The organism is Colwellia sp. 1_MG-2023 (assembly GCF_030546755.1).
Lineage (GTDB): Bacteria > Pseudomonadota > Gammaproteobacteria > Enterobacterales > Alteromonadaceae > Thalassotalea_H.
Window position 1 is genome coordinate 81875 of sequence record NZ_JAUOPE010000011.1, and the last position, 25263, is coordinate 107137.

Consider the following 25263-nt stretch of genomic DNA (forward strand, 5'->3'; position numbering starts at 1 on the left):
AGGCGGCGACTTGTGCTGCTTGTCATGGTGCTGATGGTAATGCGTTAGTGGCGATGTACCCTTCTCTAGCTGGTCAAAGTGAAGCGTATTTAGTGAAACAAATAACCGACTTTAAAACAGGCAGCCGTAAAGATCCTGTAATGGCGGGTATGGTTGCTGCTTTATCGGCAGATGACATTCAAAATATTTCAGCTTATTTTGCCTCACAAACGTTGAATCCAGCTGTGGCTGAATCAAACGAGCGGGGCAAACGTTTATATTTAAGTGGTAATGCCAAAGCTGGGATCACAGCATGTGTTGCTTGTCATGCTATCAATGGTAAAGGTATGGACAAAGCCGGTTTTCCTGCAATTGCCGGTCAAAGCGCAACGTATTTAAAATCTCAACTTGAGAAATTTCGCACTAAAGATCGTACTAATGACACAAATAGTATGATGCAAAATATCGCGTTAAAATTAACCAAGAAAGATATTGAAGCCGTGGCAAACTATATGGCTTCATTAAAGTAATTAGCATTTCATTTTAGAGCGCTTAATGTTAGTTAATTAATCGCTCTCCTCTACAAAAAGCAGCGAATGACGCTGCTTTTTTATTACGTTAAATTCATCATTTTATTGGCGAAAGTGCCTTAATCTCTTACACTAAAATTAACTTCCATCATTAATTGTTTAGTTTTTGAGTAATTTAGACGACGAAAATGAATTAATCGCCTGTAAGCATTGCGACTCTTTGGCAAGGTTACCGAAATTAACTTCAGGTGAATCGGCATTATGCCCTTGTTGTGGTCGAACGTTTTTTTCTCGAAAGGTAGATCCTGTTAACCGTACTTTAGCGGTTTCTTTTGCTGGGTTATTGTTATTGGTGCCGGCTTTTTCCATGCCTATTATCGGCGTTAGCGTAGCCGGAAAATACAATGATGCAACGTTATTAGATTGTATTATGCTAATGATAAATGCTGATTTTTATATTATCGCTTTTTGTGTTTTTTTATTCGCCATTGCCATTCCTAGCATTAGAATATTTTCAGCGTTTTACCTTTCATACAAAATTAAAAGAAGACAGTTTGGCGCATCGTTGCTTACTTTTTATCGTTCTTATCATTTGTTTGATAGCTGGAGCATGGTTCATGTGTTTTTCTTAGGTGTGATAGTTTCTATGTATAAACTTATTACATTAGACGAGCTAAGTGTTGGCAGTGGTTTAATTAGCTTATTGTTATTATTGTTTTGCTCAACCTTAATTAGTATCACATTAGATCAGCGGCTTATTTGGGAATTATTGGAGGATGAGCTTGAGCCAAAAAGCTAAGCATTTAGGGCTGGGGAGCTGTCCTTGCTGCCAAAAAATTAACAAAATGACGGCGGAACAACAGCGCTGTATTAGATGTCATCAAGTATTCAGTCAACGTAAGCAATATAGCGTGCAATTTACACTTGCTTGGACATTAGCCGCCATTGTGATGTTTATTCCCGCTAACATCTATCCAATGATGGTATTTTACAAGCTAGGCAGGCCAGAACAATCGACCATCATCGAAGGTATAGCATCTTTTATTAAACAAGGGCTATATCCTATTGCTTTTATTATTTTTCTTGCTAGTTTTATCATACCGTTAGGTAAAATAATTGGCTTATTAATTTTACTTTATAATACAAAAAATTATTCGAAAATATCAAAAAGAAAACAAACACAAATGTACCACTTAATTGCCTCGCTTGGGCCTTGGTCTATGCTGGATGTATTTGTTGTTGTAGTGATGGCCTCTGTAGTTAATTTTGGCTTTTTCACTTCTATTGAGGCCGGTATAGGTATTACGTATTTCACCTTAATGGTTATTTTCACTATTTTTGCCGCTGAAAGCTTCGATCCTAGATTACTCTGGGATATAGAAAGAAGGAAAAACCATGACAGATAATAATGAAGGCAGGCATCCTAAAGCCTATGTCACTCGTAAAAAAGGCATATCTGCTATCTGGATTGTTCCTATTATCGCCTTAATATTTGGTGCTTGGTTAATCATTAAAACTGTCTCCGAAAGAGGCACATTCATTACTGTTCAGTTTGATAATGCAAATGGTATTGCCGTTGGAAAAACCGAAGTGCGCTATAAAGGTTTACCTACCGGCATAGTGACTGGACTTGAAGTTTCGGAAGATTTAAAAAGTGTCATCGTTGAAATTGAAATGGTGGCAAGCGCCAAAAATATGTTAACCGACAAGACCTTATTTTGGGCGGTAGCGGCTGATATTTCATTTCAAGGCATATCCGGATTAGAAACTATATTGTCGGGTAACTATATTAATATTCAGCCGGATTTTGAAGGCAAAGGGGTCGCGCAAAAAAAGTTTATCGCCTTAAGTGAGCCACCAATTCTTAGTGAAACGACACCGGGCTTACATATTAATCTACAAGCCGATAAGTTAGGCTCCATCGGGCGAAATTCACCCGTTAGTTATAAACAAATCAACGTTGGCCATGTTTCTGGTTATCATTTTGATAATCAAACTAATAAGGTCAACATTAAGGTGTTTATTGAACCTGACTATACCCATTTAGTAAAAGAAAATTCTCGTTTTTGGAATGCCAGTGGCTTTGAAGTCACAGGTTCATTAACCTCTGGTGTACAAGTTAAAACTGATTCGTTAGCATCGATAGTCACAGGCGGCATTGCGTTTTCAGACGCCAAATATACCAAGGCACTACCGCAAGCAAAAAATGGTCAGCGGTATCCGTTATTTTCAAGTTTTAAAACAGCGGAAATGGGCCATGAAATAACATTATCCCTACCATGGGACGCAAACATTGAACAAGACGCAAGCATTATTTATCAAGGATTAACACTTGGTTATATCGACGCTTTTTCGGCTATTGATCCAACAACGAGAACCATAACCGCGATTGCAAAAATGAATCCAAGAGCAACGCCTTTTTTAACGAATCAAACGCAGTTTTATGTAGCTTCACCGCAACTCAGTTTACGTGGCATTTCCAATGTTAGCGGACTAATAAAAGGCACTCATATTAGTTTGTTGCCGTCATTGCAGGGACAGTCTCAACAGCATTTTACGGTTTTAAATACTAAACCTGCATATCGTTATGACGAACCTGGCTTACATTTAGTGTTAACCGCGAGTCATGTTGATTCATTGTCAGTAGGTTCAGGAATTTTTTATAAAAAACAAAACATTGGAACTATTCAATCTATTGTTAATAAGTCAGCTGATGAATTTAATGTTCATATTCATATTGCAGAGAAGTATCAAAATTTTATTAATAGTAATAGCCATTTCTGGCACTCCAGTGGCATAAAAATAAAGGGTGGAATACAAAGCTTTGAAGTGCAAGCTAACTCGTTACAATCTATTTTAACTGGCGGGATAGCCGTTGATTCCCCTGATTTTACAGATAATTCAACGGTTCAAAATGGTGCTAATTTTACATTATTTAATACACAAGAATCAGCACTACAGCGTTCGACTTTCCAATTAACTACTCGCTCAGCAAAAAATTTAACCACGAATACTCGTATTATCTACCAAGGTGAAGTTGTTGGCTCACTTCATAAAATACAACATCTAGAAGATCGTGTAATGTTATCGGCAGGCCTGTTTCCTGAGTTTGCCTTTTTATTAAAAGAGCAATCTCGGTTTTGGTTAGTTAATGGTGAACTGTCTTTTACCGGTTTAAGAAATGCCGATGCTTTATTGGGTGGTAGCTATATTGCTGTTAACGCTGGCAGCGGCAATGAACACGCAAATTTTGAGTTATCGCTTACCCCTCCCGTTAAAGATGTTAGTGCACGCGGACTACAATTAACCTTACAAAGTCAAGAAGGTCCAGCGGTGTATCCAGGTAATCCGATTAGCTATCGCGGTATTAATATTGGCCAAGTTGATAATGTTTCATTAGCTCAGAACCAAAAAGATATAAAAATAAATCTTACTATCGACGAAGAGTATCAACATTTAATTACGCCTTTTAGCCGGTTTTATAATGCCAGTGGTTTTACTATATCAGGAGGTTTGAACCGTTTTACTGTGCAAACAGAATCTGCGGATACTATGTTACAAGGAGGCATTAGTTTATTTAATCCAGAGAAATTGCTTGATGATGAACAAGTAAGTGAAGGCGCAACGTTCACCTTATTTAATCACGTACAAGAGGCAGAGATGGCAGGTGTCGCCATCACATTAAAGTTTAATGACGCGAAAGGATTAACGGAAAATTTAGTTATTAAATACCAAGGGCAACAAATAGGCATGGTCACACGTGTAGCGCTGGATGAAAGTAGTTTCGGGGCGAACGTTTATGCGGTGTTATACGACAAAGGCAAAAAATTTGCCGTTGAAGGCACTCAATTTTGGCTTAGCAGCACCGCTTTTAGCTTGTCAGGAGATAATCATGTTAGAGATATTTTAGCAGGTAGTTTTATCGATATTTTGCCAGGCAAAGGTGAGCAAAAATATAGCTTTTTAGCCGAAGATATTGCTCCCGTGATAACTCACTTACCCTATGGATTAAATCTTAAATTAACGGCTCAGTCACTGGGATCAATTCGCGTAGGAAACCCTGTTTTGTATCGTCAAGTGAAAGTAGGCAAAGTGATAGGTGTTGGTTTATCTTCAACGGCAAATAATGTTAATGTATATATTAATATTGCGCAGCGTTATCAATCACTTGTAAATTCGAATAGTAAATTTTGGAATACCAGTGGTGTGAAAATAGATGCCAGTATTTTTTCAGGGATTAATATCGACTCACAATCAATCGAAACCTTACTTGCCGGTGGAGTCGCTTTTGCTACCCCAGAAGTAAAGAGTCTGGATAACACCTCTGCTATTCAACAGAATCATGAATTCAAACTTTATGATGATTTACAACCACAGTGGCTCAATTGGGCTCCTAAAATATTAATTAAATAGCTCAAATATATAATAACAAGAAGAGAAAGCATGGAAACGACAACTAACACTGGACATGAAATGCCAGCACGCTTAAGCCCTGTTGAAGATATCAATCGAATTCAAGTCATGGATTTACTAAGGGGCTTTGCCATTATCGGTATTCTACTTATGAATATCGAGTGGTTTAATCGACCCATTAGTGAATTATTAAGCTTTGATATAAAATTAACGGGTTTAGATTGGGCGGCAAGCTGGCTCGTAAAAGTATTTGTAGAGGGCAAGTTCTATCGAATATTTTCCTTGTTATTTGGTATGGGGTTTGCCGTGATGCTGTTAAAAGCGCAAGCCGTCGATAAGCCTTTCGGTGCTTGGTTCAGTAGACGAATGTTAGCTTTATTTATCTTTGGCATGTGTCATCTATTATTTCTATGGAATGGTGATATTCTTCATGATTATGCCGTTGGAGGAATGTTGCTGTTAGGCTTAGTGTTTTTAATGCGCAGCAAACGTTTTGTCAAACACAATCACCCTAAAACCTATTTAAAAATTGGTTTGTGGATGATGGCATTACCGTTCTTTATTTCAATTGCCGTCTCACTCTTTTTTGGTATTACCCGCACTCATCAAGTGATGACCAATGACTGGCGTGAGCAAGTCACTATCATCGAGCAATCTGAAATACAGCTTGAATCAATAAATGCACAGGCAAAAAAACAGGCATTATCCAGTCCAGAAATAGAATCTCCTGAACAAACGCATGCAGTCACGGGTACTGAAGAAGATGAAGAGCCTGATTTAGAGAATTTAACACCGGAAGAAAAAATTGCATACGAGATAGAAAATCGCGTTGAACATAAGTTAGAAACACAACAAAAGCATGAAGAAGAATATGAGGCATTTACCCAATCGAGTTATGCTGTTGCGACAGAGTATCGTATTAAACAAGCCATCTTCTCATTAAAAATCACGCCGGTGATGGCAATATTTATCTGTTTACCTTTGTTTTTAATTGGCTACTGGTTAGTGGCCAGTGAACGGATAACCAAGCCTCAGTCTCACCAAAATTTCTTTAATATATTATGTTGGGGCGGGTTAATTTTTGGTGTTGTCTTAAATATTTCGGGGACCTATTTAGTGTTGCATCCAGCGACTCAAGGAGCTGTTGAAATATCAGTCATTGGAGAGAGCTTACAATACTATGGGCAATTAGTATTAGCTTTTGGCTACTTAGGTTTATTGGTAAAACTTTCACAAAAAGCCAGCTTTATGAAGTATTTTTCATGGTTATCACCGTTAGGCAGAATGGCGCTGACAAACTATATTGGTCAATCAATAATCCTCACCAGTATTTTTTATGGTTATGCTGGCGGCATGTTTGGTCAAATAGCCCGTGCAGAGCAAATATTAATAGCCGTTGTGATAATTATTGCACAAGTTATTTTTAGTAAACTATGGCTAAATCATTTTAAATTTGGTCCTTTAGAGTGGTTGTGGCGTTCAATAACCTATTTACAGTGGCAACCTATCAAAATAAATAATCAGTAAGTAACTTTCGCTCCTCGTTGCTTATTTAAGTGCGAGGAGTTATTTAGAATAATTCGCCCTTTACGTTAAATTCTATCAACAATTATTCATGTAATTTGCACTGTGACACACCAATCAATTAATGTATATTGTATAAAACTAGGTTTATCATGGAATAATTATGAAAAAAATCACAAATAAGATGATTAAAATAGGTTTTCTTTCTTTACTATCGCTTTTATCTCAGGTTGCAACAGCAGCTGAATTGTTGAGTGAAAACAGTACTATTAGCCGACAAGATATTCTAAGAGGAGCAATTACCCCTGAACGTGCATGGTGGGATTTAGGGCATTATCATTTAGATATTAAGGTTGATCCTAAAGCAAGAACAATTTCAGGTACAAACACCATGAAGTACCGTGTTTTAGCTGAAAAAAAACGCTTACAAATTGAATTACAAGCACCAATGAAATTAGAAAAAGTGGTGCAATCGGGTAAAGAGCTCAGTGTTGAAAAAGACGGTTATAGTTATTTTATTACCGTTGAAGAATCACATGAAATTGGCTCAGAACAACAAATTACCCTGTTTTTTTCGGGGGCACCACAAGTTGCCATTCGTGCTCCTTGGGATGGTGGCATTACCTGGTCTAAAGATGAAAATGGTATCGACTTTATTGCATCGAGTAATCAAGGCATTGGCGCTAGTATTTGGTGGCCAAACAAAGACCATGCTTATGACGAACCTGACAACGGCATATTAATGAGTGTTGAAGTGCCAGAACATTTAGTCGATGTCTCGAATGGCCGCTTAATTAAAGTTGACCACAATAAACAAGCTAAAACAAAAACTTATCATTGGCAGGTGGTTAATCCCATTAACAATTATGGTGTCAATATTAATATTGGTGACTATGTACATTTTGGTGAAAAGTACCAAGGTGAAAAAGGTCAACTAGATATGGATTATTGGGTGTTAAGGCATAATTTAGCGAAAGCCAAAAAGCAATTCAAAGATGCTAAACGCACTATTGAAGCTTTTGAGTATTGGTTTGGCCCTTATCCTTTTTATGAAGATAGCTTTAAACTTGTTGAAGCACCTTATTTAGGTATGGAGCACCAAAGTTCAGTGACTTATGGTAACGGTTACCAAAATGGTTACTTGGGACGTGATCGCAGTAGCACAGGCGCAGGTATGTTATTTGACTTTATTATTGTGCATGAAGCTGGGCATGAATGGTTTGCTAATAATATTACTCATAACGATATTGCAGACTTGTGGATCCATGAGAGCTTCACTAATTATTCAGAAAGCTTGTTTCTAGAATACCATTTTGATCAAGAAACCGCGTCTCAATATACACGAGGACAACGACTGAACATTGCTAACCAAACGGCCATAATAGGTCAATATAATGTTCATCAAAGAGGGTCAAGTGACATGTATGACAAAGGCGGTAACATGTTACATATGATGCGTCAGATCATTGATGATGACGACATTTGGCGTGACATTCTACGTGGATTAAATAAAGACTTTTATCATCAAATAGTCACTACTAATGATATTGAACAGTATATTAATCAGAAATCAGGTAAAGACTTCACTAAAGTATTTGATCAATATTTACGTGATATTCGCATACCAACATTTGAATACTTTATTAAAGATAACACCATGAAAATACGTTGGGGTAATGCCGTTCAAAATTTTGATATGCCAGTAAAAGTTAGTATTAACGGTAAAACACATTGGTTATCGCCGACCACACAATGGACAACGGTAACGTTAAAAGAAACTAACCCAAGCTTAATCGTTGATGCTAATTTTTATATAAATAGCCAAAATGTTTTAGGTTCACCTTCCCAAGAGTAGCAATAATTTTTTTCTCATTGAGTAATGAGAATCATCAGATGTTAACGAGATGATTCTCCTTGTTAAATACTTGTAAATTTATGGCTAAATTGTTTTGTAAATAGCGATTTGAGGTTAAATTTCATTGTAATAGTCGTTCACTTGTTTACTATTGGTTAACCTTAATTACCACTGTAGATAGTGCTGAAAAGCAATGGCTTATATTTTTAATAAAAAAAAGATGGCTTTTATCATGCTTTTGCATGGATTAGTTGTATTTGCTGCCACTGCCGATTCACAGAATGCTCAACAAAAGAAGGTAACTAGTAACTTAAGTTTACCTGTTATCGCCAATATTTGTTTAACTTCACCTTTTACTTGTTTACAAAAGGTTGATGAAGCCTTGTTGTCTGCTCCTCAAAATAGTCGAATATATTTTGAAATTTTACAATATAAGATGGAAGCGCTTTTTAACTTACAAAGACCTGACGCGCTTTATCAAGAAAGTAAAAAATGGCTTAACCAACCTGAACTCCCTTTACCATTTCAGGTTACTAATGCAATCTATTTTGCGAAAACCGCTTGGTATCGTGGCGAAAAAGAAGCCGCCAAAAAAAGTTACTTTTTAGCAAAATCGTTATTAGCACAAATGAATGAAGTTTACCCCTCTCCTTTAAGGTTAGTTCAGTTTGCAAATTTGCAAATGCAATTGAAAGAACATCAAGCCGCTTATGATTTATTGTCAGATTTGGCAAAGAAATACCCAAACAGTCCAGACACACGCTTTATGGTAGAACTTCATGGTAACCTTGGACATGTTGCAAACCGATTGGGAAACTATAAAAATGCATTATTGCATTGGCAAGAAACGAAAAAATGGGTATTTCTTTTTGGTAATAAACAACAAATAGCGGTGGTACTGTTTAATTTGGCCGATATACACAATAAATTATCACAACATAAAGAAGCGGTACAAAATTACCAGAATGCCATTTCATTTTCGGTTGAGGCGGGTGACTATGTTAAAGCTAATCAAGCTAGGTTTCGCCTTCTTAAAACCCAATTAAAACAAGGCGAAGTATGTAGTAAGGATTCAAATTTCAACGAAATTGAACCTCAATATTTACCCAACAAGCCTACATACAATTTAGACCAGTTAAAAGCTCAATTAAGTGCATGTTAATTGTCGATTAAGTCACTTGACCATCTCGCGTCTTATATTAATTCATTGAATTTAATCAAGTTGTAAACGACACTAACGACCTTACATTTTATTACCTATTTGAACACTATGATAAAGATCATTTCTGCTCAGTCTTTTAAAACAATACCGTGGAAAAATGGTAAAGGGGTGACCACCGAACTCGCTATCAATCCAACAGGTATCTTAGATAGCTTTGATTGGCGATTAAGTATCGCCACGGTTGCCGAAGATGGCATATTCTCTGACTTTTCCGGTTATACAAGAAATTTAGTGTTAATTGAAGGTGATAGCATTTCATTAACGCATAATGAGAATAAAACCGATACGCTGACAAATATACTGGATTTTGCAACCTTTGATGGCGGCAGTAAAACAGAAGGTAAATTGCAAAAAGGTGGGATTAAAGACTTTAATATTATAACCTCAAAAGTCGCATGTGATACCAAAGTACGAACCTTTACTCAGCCAACCAATCAATCGATCAATTTTAACGGACTCGTATTTGCTTATAGTTTATACGCAAGTATTGAAGTGATTGATCCACAAGGCGTTATTCATAAAATTGATCATGGTGATTTATTGCAGCTTACTCAACCTAAAGGTGTAGAGTTATCAGGGACAGACTTAATCCTAATTTTCATTAAAAGCATCAACGAGTAAGTCAGGCAATCAACGCAAATACAATGGTATTCAACGGAAATACTCTGACAGCTATTTATTTATACTCTATGCTTGTTATACCTAAAAATAAGCAAGAAATTTCAAAAAATAAAGGGTTATCAAGGTCATGAAAACACTCATTCAGTTCGCTCTTCTTATCAGTTGTCTTACTTCTTTTGCTTACGCTGACAATATGCGTAAGTTAGAAATAGACACAAAAAATTTGACTACTCACACGACAAAAATAAACGGTAAAAAGGTAAACTATACCGCAACAACCGGCACACAACCTGTTTGGGATGATGAAGGCAATCCAACCGCCAGTTTATTTTATACCTACTATCAACGCAGTGATGTAAAAGATGACAGTTCACGACCCTTATTAATTTCATTTAACGGTGGACCAGGCTCTGCTTCTGTTTGGATGCACGTTGCTTATACCGGCCCTCGAATTTTAAATGTCGATGATGAAGGTTACCCTTTACAACCTTATGGGGTAAAAACGAACCCTTACTCGGTATTAGATGTTGCTGATATTGTTTTTGTAAACCCAGTGAATACTGGCTATTCACGCGTATTGCCCGATAAAGATGGAAAAATGCCATCAAAAGAACAACAAAAGAAAATGTTTTTCGGGGTAAATGCCGACATAAAATATTTAGCCGATTGGATCACAACATTTGTATCACGTAATGATCGCTGGCGTTCACCTAAATATTTGATAGGTGAAAGTTACGGTACAACGCGTGTTTCAGGTTTAGCGTTGGAGTTGCAATCACGTCAATGGATGTATTTAAATGGTGTGATATTAGTTTCACCTACTGATATTGGTATTAAACGTGAAGGCCCAGTAAAAACAGCCAACCGTTTACCTTATTTTGCTGCAGCTGCGTGGTACCATAAAGCGCTAGACAGTAACTTACAAAAGAAAGCCTTATTAGAACTCTTGCCTGACGTTGAAGCTTTTACTATTAATCAATATTTACCTGCTCTAGCCAAAGGTGCGTTTATTAGTGATCAGGAAAAACAAACTATTGCGCAACAAGTAGCTCAGTATTCAGGCTTATCAACACAAGAAGTTTTACGTAGTAATTTAGACATTAGCAATAATTACTTTTGGAAAGAGTTATTGCGAGACCGCGAGCAAACGATAGGTCGTTTAGATTCTCGATATTTAGGTATCGACAAAAAAGCCGTGGGCGCTCGACCTGACTACAATGCCGAGTTAACTTCTTGGTTACACAGCTTTACGCCAGCTATTAATTACTATTTACGTGAAGAACTTAACTATAAAACCGACATCAAATACAACATGTTTGGCAATGTTCACCCTTGGGATCGTTCAAATAATAATACTGGCGAAAACCTTCGTTTAGCGATGGCGTCAAACCCATACTTAAATGTGATGATTCAATCGGGTTATTTTGATGGTGCAACGAATTATTTTGATGCGAAATACACCATGTGGCAGCTAGATCCTAGTGGTAAAATGAAAGACCGTTTATCATTTAAAGGGTATGAAAGTGGTCACATGATGTATCTACGCCATGAAGACTTAAAAACATCAAATGACGATATTCGTACCTTTATGAAAAACACCTTACCGAGCAAAACACAAGCCGCTAAGTATTAATTCACCCATTTAAATGGTAAAGCCTTAATAATAAGGTTTTACCATCTTATCAATAAGTTATATTTATTCTAATCGTGTAGAAAATACAGCATTTAACGCAACGAAGATTTCTTTACAAGTTAACCGTCTCTATCTAGTATTAATTTACCCCCTAATTATTGAGATGGATAAATCATGGTAGAGTCATTAGAAACGAGCATATTAATCGTCGATGACAGTACTATAAACACGCGTATTATTGCTAAAATGATCAGTGATTTAAACCATCAAGTTCTTATTGCTCAAAGTGGTTTGGAAGCTTTAAAATTACTAACAACATTCAAACCTAGTTTAATTTTACTTGATATAAAAATGCCAAATATGGATGGCTTTGAATGTTGTAAACGTATCAAAAAATCGAACAGTAGAGCCGATATTCCTATTATTTTTATTTCAAGCTCAGATTGCCCACACGATAGGGCAAAAGCAAAACAATTAGGTGGCGCTTGCTATCTAACGAAACCTGTCAATGCCAATCAGCTTTTAGAAGAAATAGAATTTCATCTACCCTGGGCTTAGTTTGTAATAATAAAAAAGGTTAACCAATCAGCTGGTTAACCTTTTTATTTTAATGATTATATTTTGTTATTTGGTAATCAATCGTTAAATTTTATAGTCAATCACTTCATAACCTAATGCTTCGAGTTGCGGTGCTAACGTTTTAGCATCACCGACTACAACCATGAACATATCTTCAATATTTAAATGTTTTTTCGCTAACGCATTGATTTCATCTTTGGTAATTGATTCAACGATTTTAGCGCGCTGCTTAACAAAATCAGCTGTTAAGTCATGCTCTAAAATTTGTGCCAAAAAGCCTAATTTTGCACGTGGTGTTTCATATTTTAAGGCATCTTTTTGATTAATAGCATTACGCATAAAGCTTAATTCTTCAGCGGTAATTCCTTTGTCATGATACGCTTTTATTTCATTAACAAATTCTACGATAGATTTATCTGTAGCATCGGCACGCACTTCAGCAGAAGCGGTATAATTTCCAGAAAATTTATCGGCACTAAAGTATGAACGAGCACCGTAAGTGTACCCTTTGTCTTCACGAAGATTTAAGTTGATACGACTATTAAAAGCACCACCTAACGCAAAGTTCATTAAGTATGATTTATAATACTCACCCGTAATATCTTGCGTCATAGAGCGCTTACCAATGCGAATAGCTGATTGTGCTGCTTCATCTTTATTGACTAAATATATTACGCCTGTTTTGGTGTCAGGTTCGGCTAACACGAGTGATAGTTTTTCTCCTTTACCTTGCCATGCACTAAAAACATCCAATGATTGTGTTAATGTTTTTTCTTGTAGATCTGATACAACAATCAACTGGCTATCAAAAGGTTTAACCTGCTGCTGATAAAATACTTTTACATCTGATAGCGTAATATTATTGATACTTTCTTCACTACCTTGGCTAGATACAGAGGCAATATTATCAGCTTGAAGCAATTGACGATAAGCTGTTGAAGCTAAGTAGCCAGCGTCTTTTTTGCTATTAATAATCCCTTGAATAGCATTGCTTTTATTGCGAGCAAACTCTGACTCGATAAAAGCAGGCTTTAACAATTTTTCGTTTACTAATAACAAAGTGGCGTCTAAATTTTTAGTTAACGTACTGACATTAACATTAAGATATTGACTGCCGGCTGAAATATTTATCGAGCTACCAAGTTTTTGTAAAGCATTACTCATTTCTTCAGCACTACGTTCAGTGGTTGACTCATTTAATGCACTCGCAAGTAATGAAACAACCCCGGCTTTTTCTTTATCAGAATAGTAATGACCCGCAGGTATTTTTAATAATAATGTAGTGGTTGGGGTTTCAGTGCTTTGCGTTCCTAACACTTTAATGCCATTGGCAAGAGTTTTTTGCCACATTTGGGGCACATCAACCGCTTTATTCGCACCTGATGTCGGGATGACACTACGATCAAATGTATCTTTTGCTTTACGAATAACCAGCTCTTCTGAGGATGTTTCTGATAAAACTCCTGCGCTTCTTAATGGCGGAGTAAAATTATCTTCTGCAGCAACTAAGTCGGTTTTTCCTTTTGGAATCACACTCATGATGACCCCGTGTTGCCCCTTGATGTATTGCTTAAATACACGCATTACATCGGCTTTTGATACATTTGCATAACGAGCAATATCTTGAGCAATATAATTAGGGTTACCTTTAAATGTTTGATTGGAAGCTAACGTACTTACCTTGCCCGCAACACTCTGTAGGCCAAAAATATAGCTTGCTTCCATGCTCGCCTTTACTTTTGTTAAATCGTCGTCTTCAACGCCACGCTCTTCAAATTCAACCAACGTATCGCGGATCACCTTTTCAATATCAGCAAGGGTCTTTCCAGAGGCTGGATGAGGTAAAGCAAACAAGTTAAAGGTACATGCTAATTCAGCACAAGGATGGCTCACAGAAGCTTGAACGGCTAATTGATTTTTCACTAAATTTTTATAAAACAATGAAGTTTTACCACCGCCTAAGATACTGGAAAGTACATCAAGTGGCGCTTCATCTTCATGACGAATAGAAACTGTTGGATACGACATGTATAACAATGGAAGATGAACATTGTCTTCCATTGAAATATAACGATCATCTTCTACCGTCACAGTTGGCTTTTCTGGCATGGCAACTTCAGGGCCACGTGGAATAGAGCCAAAATACTTGTTCACTAAGCTTAGTGCCTGCTGCTCATTAATATCGCCACCAATGGTTAAGGTTGCATTATTAGGACCATACCATTTTAAGAAAAAGGCTTTTAAGTCATTAACGTTTACGCGGTTAAGGTCATCCATATAACCAATTATCGGCCATGAATAAGGGTGACCAGCTGGATAAAGAGCTTCAGAGACACGTTCATTTAATCGGCCGTAAGGGCGGTTATCAACTCGTTGACCACGCTCATTTTTTACGGTTTCACGCTGCACTTCAAATTTTTCTTGTGTCACAGCATCAACTAAAAAGCCCATTCTATCGGCTTCAAGCCATAACATTTTTTCAAACTGATTCGCTGGTACTGTTTGAAAATAGTTGGTTCTATCACTATTTGTCGTACCATTCATGGTACCACCGGCTTCTGTAACTAATTTAAAATGTTGTTCATCTTCAACGTTTTCAGAGCCTTGGAACATCATATGCTCAAAAAAGTGAGCAAAGCCAGATTTTCCTATCTCTTCGCGTCCTGAGCCAACATGATATGTCATGTCAACATGAACTAATGGATCAGAATTATCCTGATGTAAAATAACTGTTAAGCCATTATCTAAGGTATATTTTTTGTAAGGAATAACCGTTTTACCTGCCTGTGCGGTAACTTCTTCAATAAAATTAACACCTGGCGGTAATATATTTTCTTCGATAGGTGTACTTGCTTGTTCACACGCGCCTAAACAAGCAATGACTAAAGCAATGCTCCACTTTTTCAACAGACTTCTCCTTTGTATTTTGATTATATTTTTATGCTATTTAGTTTTAAAACCAATATCACTAATGTTCACTTCAATTATTTCACCATATTTATTCAGTTTATCCCGAATAGCATCAGCTTGGCCAACGACAACAAATTGAAGATTTTCTTGTGGGAAATATTGTTGAATTAATTGTTTAGTTTTTTCAATCGTTAACGAGTCAACTTGCTGTTCAAAGGTATTGATATAGCTTTCATCAAATTGATAGCCATACATATTGACTAGTAACGAGGCAAGCTCGCTAGACGTTTCAAATTGTGGTGGAAATTGACCTTTTACGTATGCCTTTGCTGAAGTTAGGGTTTCATTATCAATGCCTTTTTCCCATAACCTTGCGTAAGTTTTCAATGCTAAATCTATGGCTTCAATCGTGGTATCGGTTTTAGTAAAAGTTGATATAGCAAAACTGCCGTCTTGACTGTATGAACTGAATCGACTTCTTGCACCATATGTTAAGCCAGCATTCACCCGTAATTCATCGTTTAACCATGAGGTAAAGCGAGCACCTAAAATAGTATTTATTACCGAAATACCAACCCGATCAGGATTGCTTTGTACTATACCTTTACCGCCAATTAAAAACGTGGACTGACGTGCATCAGGTTTATTCACCAATAATAATTTTGATGTGGTTGCCTTGGCGGCTTTAGCAACTTTAGTGCTTGTTATTTCTTGAGTGTTTTTCCAAGGCGCAAATAAAGTTGTAAGCTGCTTTTTCATTTGTTTACTGTCAAAATCACCGACAACAATCACCGCACTATTACTTGGTTGATACCATTGTTGATAGTGTTTTTTTAATTGTTCCAGTGTCAGGTTTTCAATGGATTGACTATCTCCTTGTACAACAGAGCCATAACCCTGTTCGCCAAAAACAAGTTGGTTAAAATAGTGATTGATCACCGAACCAGGGCGTTCTTTACTTTGTTGTAAGTTTAAAATATGTCGTTGTTTTAATTTTTCAAATTCATCATTATCAAAACGAGGCGATATTACTAGGTCGCGCACAATAGGTAGAATTTTTTGCTTATCTTTACTAGCAAGTGAGGCACCAATGGTAACAAACTCTAAGTTTGCCGTACTGAAAATATCAGCACCAACAAAGTCTATCGTTTCATCCAATTCATTTTTATTTAATGATTGCGTACCTAAGGCAAGATTTCTTGCGGTAAAATAATTTAAGCCTGATTGTTGGCCATCTTCAATAGCCCCTGCTTTTATGACAACACTGATATCAATTAACGGGACTTCTTTTTGTTCCATTAAATAGATGACTAAGCCATTGTCTAATGTAAATTTCTCATAAGTAGGTAAGGTATAATTTGCCATACTAACGGCACTAAAAACTGTTGCACTGAGCAAGAATAAATAATTAAAGATCCGCATCATTGCTGTCCTCTTGTGAAGATAATACACCGACTGTTCTATTCGCTTTTCTCAAATATGTTTTAGCGACTCTTTGCACGTCAGCTAAAGTAACTTTGCTATATTCTTCTGGGGCAGTAAAAAGCTTTTTATAATCGCCAAAATAAATTTCATAACTACCAATCGTATTTGCTTTACCATTTATCGTTGCCATTTGACGGTAAAAATTAACTAATTTAGTGTTTTTAACCTTTTGTAATTCTTGTTCGGTAACACCTTCTTTTATAATGCTATTTATCTCTGCAATAATACTTTTTTCTAATTGCTCAGCACCAATGTCTTTTGCTGCTATGGCATAAATATAAAACAGGTTAGGGTCAATCGACTCCGGTTGATAACTAAAAACAGAACTGGCAACTTGTTGTTCGTTAACTAAAGACTTTTGCAAGCGTGCACTATCACCTGTGGTTAAAATATCATTTAAAATCTCGAGTGCGTAAAAATCTTGATGCTGGGTTTCTGGCACATGATAAGCCATTAAAATATTCGGTGTAGTAACAGATTTCTTTTGTAAATAAACCCGTCTTTCACCTTTTTGTTCCGGCTCAATCGTATGTACTTTTCTCGGCGCTGGTTGCGCAGGGATAGGTTCAAAATATTGTTTTGCTAAGCGTTTTACTTGTTCAACCGTGACATCGCCTGATATAACAACTACGGCATTGTTAGGAGCATAATAAGTTTTATGATATTGCTTTAAATCTGTAAGGCTCCAATTATCGATATCAGATTGGTGACCAATTACTGACCAACTATAAGGATGGGCGCGAAAAGCCGCATTTTTCACTTCTACAGAAATACTGCGATAGTTGGAATTTTCAAGGCCGGTACTGCGCTCTGAAGTCACCACTCCTCGTTCACTTTCTACCATTTTTGCATCAATGGCTAAATTAGCGATTCGATCGGCCTCTAAATCAAAAATGGTTTCAATAGCAGTAACCGGGAACCAATTGGTATAAACCGTCAAATTTTCAGTTGTATAAGCATTATTACTACCGCCAGCCGCTTCCATCGTACGGTCAAACAATTTCGGGCCATATTTTTTAGCACCGTTAAACATCATATGCTCAAAAAAATGCGATAAACCGGTAATGCCGGGATATTCATTTCTCGATCCCACTTTCCAAAATAAGTACATATTGGCGTTAGGAATAGAATGATCTTCTAACACCATAATTTTCATTCCATTGCTTAAGGTGAATGTTTTGACATCCTCGGCTTGGGTTACTGCTTGGAGGGGTTGACTAACAAACAGCATAACCAAAGCAATAATGGTCAATAACGACTTCATATAATACTCCGTATTACTTTCATGAAAGGTTAATTGATAAAAGTTCTTTAGACTTTCATCATGTTTTATAACAAAAATTTAACATAATTTGTTGCGAAACGTATATTTTATTCCGTTGAAAGTAATAAAATATACGTTGAAAGGCCGTTTAGCAAAGCGATCAAACCATAGACAAATCACTCGTGATTGCGTAATGCCCACACATTAGTTGCTAAAACAATAATACCGCCAATGGACATCATTAGCGAAATAGTTTCATTAAGAAGGAAATACGCAGCAATAATGCCGTAAATAGGTTCCAAACTAACTGCAATACTTGCCGTTTGTGCAGTGATTGTTTTTAATGAGTAGTTAAAGAGTGAATGAGCAAAAGCTGTAAATACAATGCCTAATAAAGCTAAAAGTACTACTTGTTCAAAAGATACTGATTTGGCGCTTTCGAGTATAAATGGTATTAAGAGTATCGCGGCAAAACTATTTTGATAAAAAGAGATGGTCGTTGCTGAGCTGTTAACGACAAAGTTTCTATTTAATAAGGTTAATATTGCAAAAGAAAAAGCCGAGGCAATGCCCCAACAAACCCCGTTAACTATGCCGCTATTATTGATGTTTTCCGGCAAAATAAAATATATACCTAAGATGGTCAATAACGCCTGAAAAACAGCACGAGGAGCGAGTTTTTCTTTAAAACAGATCGGTTCTAATAAACTGACAAACACAGGAAAGGTTGCAAATGTGATCAAACCTATTGCTACATTTGATACTTGAATGGCTTGAAAAAAACTCCCCCAATGAATCGCTAAAATTGCACCGGTAATCATTAGTGCAAATAAAGTATGGACGTTTATTTTTAACGATTGCTTTTTAAACAAAATGATAAAAGCAGCCAGAGAGATCGCCGCGAAAAAAGCCCGTCCAAAGACGATGAACATTGCTGGTAAAGTTAGCCATTTAGCAAAAAGCCCTGAAAGCGCAAACAGCAACACTGCACCGTGAATGGCTAGTAATCCATGCTTTTTCTGTTGACTAACTTTATTGTTCAATTACTTGGTGTCTTCCTTAAGCCAGCGGGCAACTTGTTTCGCAAAGTAAGTAAGAATACCGTCAGCGCCAGCTCGTTTAAACGCTAATAACCCTTCCATTACGCATGGTTTTTCAGCCAACCAACCATTTTGAATGGCGGCCATATGCATTGCGTATTCACCACTCACTTGATAAGCATAGGTAGGAACTTGGAAATTATCTTTTACTCGACGGACAATATCTAAATAAGGCATGCCGGGTTTCACCATAACCATATCGGCCCCTTCAGCAATATCTTGTGCAATTTCATGCAATGCTTCATTGCTGTTTGCTGGGTCCATTTGATAAGAATGCTTATTACCCCCTTTAATATTGCCGGCAGAACCAACCGCATCTCGAAAGGGGCCATAATAATTAGAAGCGTACTTTGCGGAATACGCTAAAATACGAGTATTTACCAAGCCCTTTTCTTCTAATGCTGCTCGAATAGCACCAACTCGGCCATCCATCATATCTGAAGGCGCCACTACGTCAGCACCCGCTTGAGCATGAGAAACGGCTTGTTTTACTAGAATTTCTTTAGTGACATCATTTAAGACATAACCTTGGTCGATACCGTTTAATCCGCTGTCGCTTGTGCCTAAAATACCATCTTGACCATGAGTGGTGAAAGGATCTAAGGCGACGTCTGTAATGACGCCCAGCATAGGGAATTTTTCTTTTAACGCTCGCACCGTTCTTTGTGCTAAGCCTTCGGGGTTATAGGCTTCTTCAGCCATTAATGATTTTTTATCATTTGGTGTGACTGGAAAAATAGCGATAGCGGGAATGCCTAAATCAACGAGTTCTTGTGCTTCTTCAAGCAGTAGATCAATACTTTTTCGTTCTACCCCAGGCATTGATTGTATCGTTTCTCGTTGATTTTCTCCTTCAAGCACAAATACCGGATAAATTAGGTCGTTTACCGTTAATTGATGCTCGGCCATTAAACGTCTAGAAAAATCATCTCTGCGCATTCTACGCATGCGGCGTGCTGGAAATTGACCAAATTCATTACTCATCATTTTCTCCTAATTGCAGACTAAAGGTTGCTGCAATAATTTCTTTTATTTGTACTTGATTACGGCCATCGGCTTTCGCTTGGTATAAGGCTTTGTCGGCACCATCAAATATATCGATAGGGGTAACATTTTTTTGTTGTTGATAAGTACAAACACCGCAACTAATCGTTAAATTTATCGACGTGCTATCAAAATTAAATGACGTTGCAAGCACTAATTCACGTAATTCTTCAGCAAAGGCTACGGCACCATCAATATTGGTTTCAGGCAAAATTAAGCAAAATTCTTCACCGCCGTAACGACAACCAACATCACTACTACGACGTAAAACTTGTTGAATTAATTTACCCAATATTATGAGACATTTATCACCAGCTGAGTGGCCGTAGGTATCATTGACTTGTTTAAAATGGTCAATATCAACTACCACTAAACTAAGCGGAGTTAAATTGCGTCGGCTTCGTCTAAATTCAGCCAATATTTTTTGATCATAAAAACGGCGGTTATATAAACCTGTTAATTCATCTAGGGTGTTTTTTTCTTTTAATTCTCGGTTTACTTCTTCGAGTTCTTGTAAGGCAATATTTAACTCTAACGTGTGCTCTTGAACGCGAGATTCTAATAATTCTTGGTCTTCTTCTTGCTGAATTAACAGTTTTTGATAAGCAGCTTGATACTGTTCAGATTCGGCGATTGCTTCAGCTTTTGACGCCTTTATTTCTGCTTTTGATAACATCGCCTGTCGATTTAAAACATATAAACACACCATCACCAGTAGCCAATAACATACGCTGAATATTCCCCCATTTAATTCATGCCAGCCAAATATAAGAATATTGCTTGTTACGCTAATCAGATAAATAAGGGACAGCGCGGTAAAGTAAGGTACTAAATTATGCTTTTCTTTGAATAATAAATAATTGACTGCAAATAAGATAAATAACGTTAAAAATAAGGCGATATGAGTCAACAAATACACAAATTCTGATGGTGAGAATACTGTCATCGTGCACAGCAAAGTTACTATAGCGATTAACAATTTTACCGAATAGCGCTTTAATTTAAGTGCTAAAAATTCTTGCAAAAACATCAATAAAAAAGGGAAAGATATAAACAACAAAAGCGTCGATATTGTGTCATTATCTCTTAATTCGACGGATGAAAAAAAATCTACGTTCTGTATGGTTGAAAGGGTGAAGAATGTCAGTAAACAATACGCTGACAAATAGCCATATGTTTTGCTTTTATTTACCCAAAAAACACTAAATAACACTATGGCAAGCGTGAATATACCACCCAAAGCAATACTGTCGATAAAATATTGCGCGATGATATTCATTGTATTTCCCAGGCAAAAACTTGTTGAGAATTTTCAAAAGTTTTCTGCATGATTTCCGATGCAGAATATGGGGTTAATTCTGCTAATGTGGCGACCACATAAGGCAAATAACTTGGCTCATTTCTACTGCTTTTCGGTTTCGGACGTATGGTCCGAGGCGTAAGATAGGGCGCGTCAGTTTCAATCAGCAAACGATCAAGAGGAATATATTTCACAATATCACGTAAAGTTTGACCTCTGCGTTCATCACATAGCCAGCCAGTTATTCCTACATACATATTTACATCTAAGCATTGTTTTAATTGCGATAAGTCGCCGGTAAAACAATGGGTCACCATAGCAGGAACTTTATCAATATACGGTGATAAAATATCAAACCATGGTTGAAAGGCATCTCGTTGGTGTAAAAAAAGGGGTAAGTTGATTTCACTAGCTAACATAACTTGTTGAGCAAAAACGTGTTGTTGATTTTTAGGTGTAGAAAAATTGCGATTAAAGTCTAAACCGCATTCGCCAATCGCTTTTACATGATTATGTTCAGCCAATGATTTCAGCTGCGCAATAAAGTTATCATCAACCTGATCGGCATCATGAGGATGAACGCCAGCAGTGCAGGCTAAATAGGGGTAATATTCTTGACAAAAAGATAAGGCTTTTTGGCTTTCAGCAACATTTGTTCCGGTTACTAAAAGTCCTTTAATATTTGCTAGTTTTGCTCGTTCAATTACGGTTGATCTGTCTTTGTCAAAGCGAGCGCTAGTTAAATTAACACCTATATCTATCAAAATAAGTTCACTATTTCCTGCGTTTAACTTTAATTCTTCTGTTCTGATTCTCAGTTTTTAAATATATAACCCCTAGCATTCCTTTAGATAATTTGACACGGTCACCAGGTAATACTTTTAAAAAATTATCATCGGTTTGATACCACACTTGTCCATTCTTAAAAGTGACAACGAGTTTATTTTGCCTCACTCTCTTTACTGATTTAACTGTAAAAAATACTTCCTCGATACTTTCTTTGTCTTTCTTTAAGTGCTCGCCGCCGAAATCATCAACTTGTTTTTGTTTTTGTGGCTGTTGAACAACCACAGGCTTAGCTTGACTCGGACGAATGGCTACAGGAGTGGTGTGATCTTTCGGTTCTGTTACTCTTAATGAGTCTGTTGGTTTTGATGAAACGTGGCTATCTAACCATTTAACCACATTGTCATAGCATTCTAATCTTTCTAAGCTGTCTTTATTTTCTGCACATTTTTTAAGATCAACTAAAGTATCAGCGTGAACATTAAACATATACACAGCAGTAATTAACAATATAACGAGTTTACTTAATTTCATTTTCTGCTTCCTCGGAGTGTTCTTCATCATCACTCTTTTTATAATAAATCGATGAGATAAGCACACCGACTTCAAACAACAACAACATAGGTACTGCTAATAATGTTTGTGAAATTATATCTGGTGGCGTTAATAACATGCCAATAACAAATGCTCCCACGACGACATACGGTCTTTTTAAACGTAAGCTTTGCGGTGTAGTAAAGCCTGTCCAGCATAATAAAATGATGACGATTGGAATTTCAAACGCGACACCAAAGGCAAAAAATAACTTGAGCACGAAATCAAGATAACTACTAATGTCTGTTGCAATATTCACTCCTTCTGGCGCCACCGAAGTAAAGAACGCAAAAACTATGGGAAATACCACAAAGTAAGCAAAAGCAATACCGCCATAAAAAAGAAAGCTACTACCGAACATAAGCGGACCAACTAACCTTTTTTCATTTCGATACAATCCTGGTGCGATAAACGACCACACTTGATACAAAATATATGGCATCGCAATAAAAATAGCTAAAACAATGGTCAATTTAAAAGGGGCAAAAAATGATGATGCTACATCGGTTGCGATCATCTGCCCCCCTTCAGGCATCGTTGCTATTAGAGGCTTAGATACGTATTCATAAATATCATTAGCAAAATAGATCATTGAACAAAACACGATTAAAACAGCTAATACCGCTTTAAGTAATCGAGAGCGCAATTCTAATAGATGATCAAATAATGTGTATTGCTTAGTAGATGAACTCATTAGGTATCATTTTCTTTTTTGCTTTTAGACTCAGTGCCCTTTTCAGCATCAGCGTCTTTTTTGTATGGATGATTCACGGATTCTGCTGCTTCTTGTAACGTTTTTAAAGACTCTGCAACTTCTGGAGACAAATTTTGTAAATTTGTTTCTTCTGCTTTTTTTAAATTAGCATGCAGTTCTTGAATACGCAGTTCTTCTGTTAATTCAGTTTTAACACTATTACTAAAACTTTTTACGCCACTGATCCAGCCTCGTACCGTTCGAATTGCCACGGGCAATCGTTCTGGTCCTAAAACAAATAAACCAATAATGGAAATTAGCAGCAATTCCCAAAAACCAATATCAAACATCAGTTAAACTTTTTCTTTATCTTTAGCGTCGGCTTCAACTTTAGCTTCTGTGTTTGAACTATCAGTTAAGGCATCATTTTTTGCTGTTGTGCTATCGTCATCCGCTACTGACTTTTTAAATCCTTTCACTGCTGAACCAAGGTCAGAGCCTAAGTTACGTAATTTTTTAGTGCCGAATAATAAAACCACTATGACTGCAATTATCACTAATTGCCAAATACTTATACCACCCATAAAAAAAACTCCTATAATTCAAGTGAATCCATTATAAAGTTAATTGAAAAAAAAGCACCATTTAGCCAAGTAAAATATGAGGTAAAACAAACTTTGCAGCAAAAATTATTTATTATTTTTTCAAATATCTTGTTCGGAACAATAATAGCTATTTTTATGGTTAGTAGTGCTTTTGCACAATCGTCGGAAAAAGCGATGTCTATAGAAACAAAAGCCGTCGAACAAAAAAATGATGATGAGATGAAAAAAGCGGCGGCAAGTGCACTTTCTAAAGGAGATTACTTGTGGATGGAAAACCTTCATCAGTCAATAGCGAATTCAGTCTATCAATCGGCGGTATGGTTTGATCAATTTTTTTTAGATGAAAACACCGAACAATCTAAACCTAGAACTAATGCCCGGATACGTATCGGTTGGGAGCCTAAAGCTCGAGATTGGAGTGAAATAGACACGCGATTTCGTATCAAAGTGAAATTGCCACATTTTAAAGATAAAATTGATTTGATTTTATCGGATGATGACGAGCTTGATCAAAGCAATTTGCCGCTAGATTCCCCTAAAATGCATCAAGAAGGGAATGAAGAGAGTTTTGCGGCAGCAGTAAGGTTTACCCATAAAAAAGATAAAAACCGGTTACTTGAGTCTCGAATCGGCATATCTGGTGGCGATATCTTTGTGAAAGCAAGACATAAACGTCGATATACATGGGATAATACGCATAGTTTTAGATTTGAACCCTCCTTATATTACTTTCTTGATGATGGTTTAGGGGCAAAACTGTTACTTGAGTATGACTATCAACTAAATAAGCATTCACAGCTTAGAGTTAATTACAGCATACGTGGTTCCGAGGCCTTTAGTGGTATTCGATGGAAGCATGGCTTTTACCAATTAACGCAATTAGAACAAAACTCTGCAACAATTCTTGCATTGAAAGTTGAAGGTGAGCGAAATGGTGAAAAGGGGTTTTTAATTGATAACTATACGTTAAGTTATCGATATCGCTTTAATGCATTAAAAAGCTGGTTATTTTTTGAAGTCGAGCCATTTTTAGAGTGGTCAGAACAAGAAAATTACACCACAACACCTGGAATTGCCTTAAGAGTTGAAGGCTTTTTTTATAAGGGGTAACTCATATAAAAATGA

Annotated in this window: 20 protein-coding genes and 2 pseudogenes; 11 read left to right on the plus strand and 11 right to left on the minus strand. The window is 36.8% G+C overall.

The window, feature by feature from the left end:
* Positions 1-14: 14 nt before the first annotated feature.
* From Q4493_RS17765 to Q4493_RS13240, 10 genes and pseudogenes are all read left to right on the plus strand, one after another.
* Positions 15-509 (plus strand): annotated as a pseudogene (locus Q4493_RS17765) (cytochrome c); the annotation flags it as partial.
* 166 nt (positions 510-675) lie between these two features.
* Positions 676-1308 carry a paraquat-inducible protein A gene (locus Q4493_RS13200; RefSeq protein ID WP_303453441.1) on the plus strand — a complete coding sequence of 211 codons (633 nt, stop codon included), beginning with the start codon at positions 676-678 and terminating at the stop codon, positions 1306-1308.
* Positions 1292-1915, plus strand: a complete 624-nt coding sequence (locus Q4493_RS13205) for a paraquat-inducible protein A (protein WP_303453444.1) — start codon at positions 1292-1294, stop codon at positions 1913-1915. Before Q4493_RS13200 ends, Q4493_RS13205 begins: the two co-directional genes overlap by 17 nt.
* Positions 1905-4922: an MlaD family protein gene (locus Q4493_RS13210; protein WP_303453446.1), complete on the plus strand. Its 3018-nt coding sequence runs from the start codon at positions 1905-1907 to the stop codon at positions 4920-4922. Before Q4493_RS13205 ends, Q4493_RS13210 begins: the two co-directional genes overlap by 11 nt.
* A 30-nt stretch (positions 4923-4952) precedes the next feature.
* A complete protein-coding gene (locus Q4493_RS13215) occupies positions 4953-6449 on the plus strand; it encodes a DUF418 domain-containing protein (RefSeq protein ID WP_303453448.1) in 1497 nt (498 codons plus the stop codon).
* Between the two features lie 160 nt (positions 6450-6609).
* Complete coding sequence (locus Q4493_RS13220; protein ID WP_303453451.1) at positions 6610-8301, plus strand: M1 family metallopeptidase; 1692 nt, start codon at positions 6610-6612, stop codon at positions 8299-8301.
* Positions 8302-8533: 232 nt separating this feature from the next.
* Complete coding sequence (locus Q4493_RS13225; RefSeq protein WP_303453453.1) at positions 8534-9463, plus strand: tetratricopeptide repeat protein; 930 nt, start codon at positions 8534-8536, stop codon at positions 9461-9463.
* Between the two features lie 108 nt (positions 9464-9571).
* Positions 9572-10144, plus strand: a complete 573-nt coding sequence (locus Q4493_RS13230) for a HutD family protein (RefSeq protein ID WP_303453454.1) — start codon at positions 9572-9574, stop codon at positions 10142-10144.
* 127 nt (positions 10145-10271) lie between these two features.
* Complete coding sequence (locus tag Q4493_RS13235; protein ID WP_303453457.1) at positions 10272-11777, plus strand: S10 family peptidase; 1506 nt, start codon at positions 10272-10274, stop codon at positions 11775-11777.
* Between the two features lie 174 nt (positions 11778-11951).
* Positions 11952-12335, plus strand: a complete 384-nt coding sequence (locus Q4493_RS13240) for a PleD family two-component system response regulator (protein WP_303453460.1) — start codon at positions 11952-11954, stop codon at positions 12333-12335.
* 84 nt (positions 12336-12419) lie between these two features.
* Here Q4493_RS13240 and Q4493_RS13245 read toward each other — a convergent pair whose 3' ends face one another.
* The 11 genes and pseudogenes from Q4493_RS13245 to tatA all read right to left on the minus strand — a co-directional run bounded on the left by Q4493_RS13245 (position 12420) and on the right by tatA (position 24117).
* Positions 12420-15263, minus strand: a complete 2844-nt coding sequence (locus Q4493_RS13245; RefSeq protein WP_303453463.1) for a pitrilysin family protein — start codon at positions 15261-15263, stop codon at positions 12420-12422.
* A gap of 36 nt (positions 15264-15299) precedes the next feature.
* On the minus strand, positions 15300-16691 hold the full coding sequence (locus Q4493_RS13250) for a pitrilysin family protein (RefSeq protein ID WP_303453466.1): 1392 nt from the start codon (positions 16689-16691) through the stop codon (positions 15300-15302).
* On the minus strand, positions 16675-18015 hold the full coding sequence (locus Q4493_RS13255) for a pitrilysin family protein (RefSeq protein ID WP_303453469.1): 1341 nt from the start codon (positions 18013-18015) through the stop codon (positions 16675-16677). The genes Q4493_RS13250 and Q4493_RS13255 overlap by 17 nt, the downstream gene beginning before the upstream one ends.
* Positions 18016-18191: 176 nt before the next feature.
* Positions 18192-19058 (minus strand): DMT family transporter, encoded by an 867-nt coding sequence (locus Q4493_RS13260; RefSeq protein ID WP_303453471.1) that lies wholly within the window; start codon positions 19056-19058, stop codon positions 18192-18194.
* Entirely contained in the window at positions 19059-20099 is a 1041-nt protein-coding gene (gene hemB / locus Q4493_RS13265; RefSeq protein WP_303453474.1) for a porphobilinogen synthase, read from the minus strand.
* Entirely contained in the window at positions 20092-21438 is a 1347-nt protein-coding gene (locus Q4493_RS13270) for a diguanylate cyclase (RefSeq protein WP_303453476.1), read from the minus strand. Before Q4493_RS13270 ends, hemB begins: the two co-directional genes overlap by 8 nt.
* Positions 21435-22223, minus strand: coding sequence for a TatD family hydrolase (locus Q4493_RS13275; RefSeq protein ID WP_303453477.1), 789 nt, complete (start codon positions 22221-22223; stop codon positions 21435-21437). Before Q4493_RS13275 ends, Q4493_RS13270 begins: the two co-directional genes overlap by 4 nt.
* A gap of 10 nt (positions 22224-22233) precedes the next feature.
* Entirely contained in the window at positions 22234-22779 is a 546-nt protein-coding gene (locus Q4493_RS13280) for a hypothetical protein (protein ID WP_303453479.1), read from the minus strand.
* Complete coding sequence (gene tatC, locus Q4493_RS13285; protein WP_303453481.1) at positions 22766-23533, minus strand: twin-arginine translocase subunit TatC; 768 nt, start codon at positions 23531-23533, stop codon at positions 22766-22768. Before tatC ends, Q4493_RS13280 begins: the two co-directional genes overlap by 14 nt.
* 59 nt (positions 23534-23592) lie before the next feature.
* Positions 23593-23883, minus strand: a pseudogene (gene tatB, locus Q4493_RS13290) (Sec-independent protein translocase protein TatB); the annotation flags it as partial.
* 3 nt (positions 23884-23886) lie between these two features.
* Positions 23887-24117 carry a Sec-independent protein translocase subunit TatA gene (gene tatA / locus Q4493_RS13295; RefSeq protein ID WP_303453486.1) on the minus strand — a complete coding sequence of 77 codons (231 nt, stop codon included), beginning with the start codon at positions 24115-24117 and terminating at the stop codon, positions 23887-23889.
* A 195-nt stretch (positions 24118-24312) separates the two neighbouring features.
* Between tatA and Q4493_RS13300 the strand changes: the two genes are divergently transcribed.
* Complete coding sequence (locus Q4493_RS13300) at positions 24313-25248, plus strand: hypothetical protein (protein ID WP_303453488.1); 936 nt, start codon at positions 24313-24315, stop codon at positions 25246-25248.
* Positions 25249-25263: the final 15 nt, after the last annotated feature.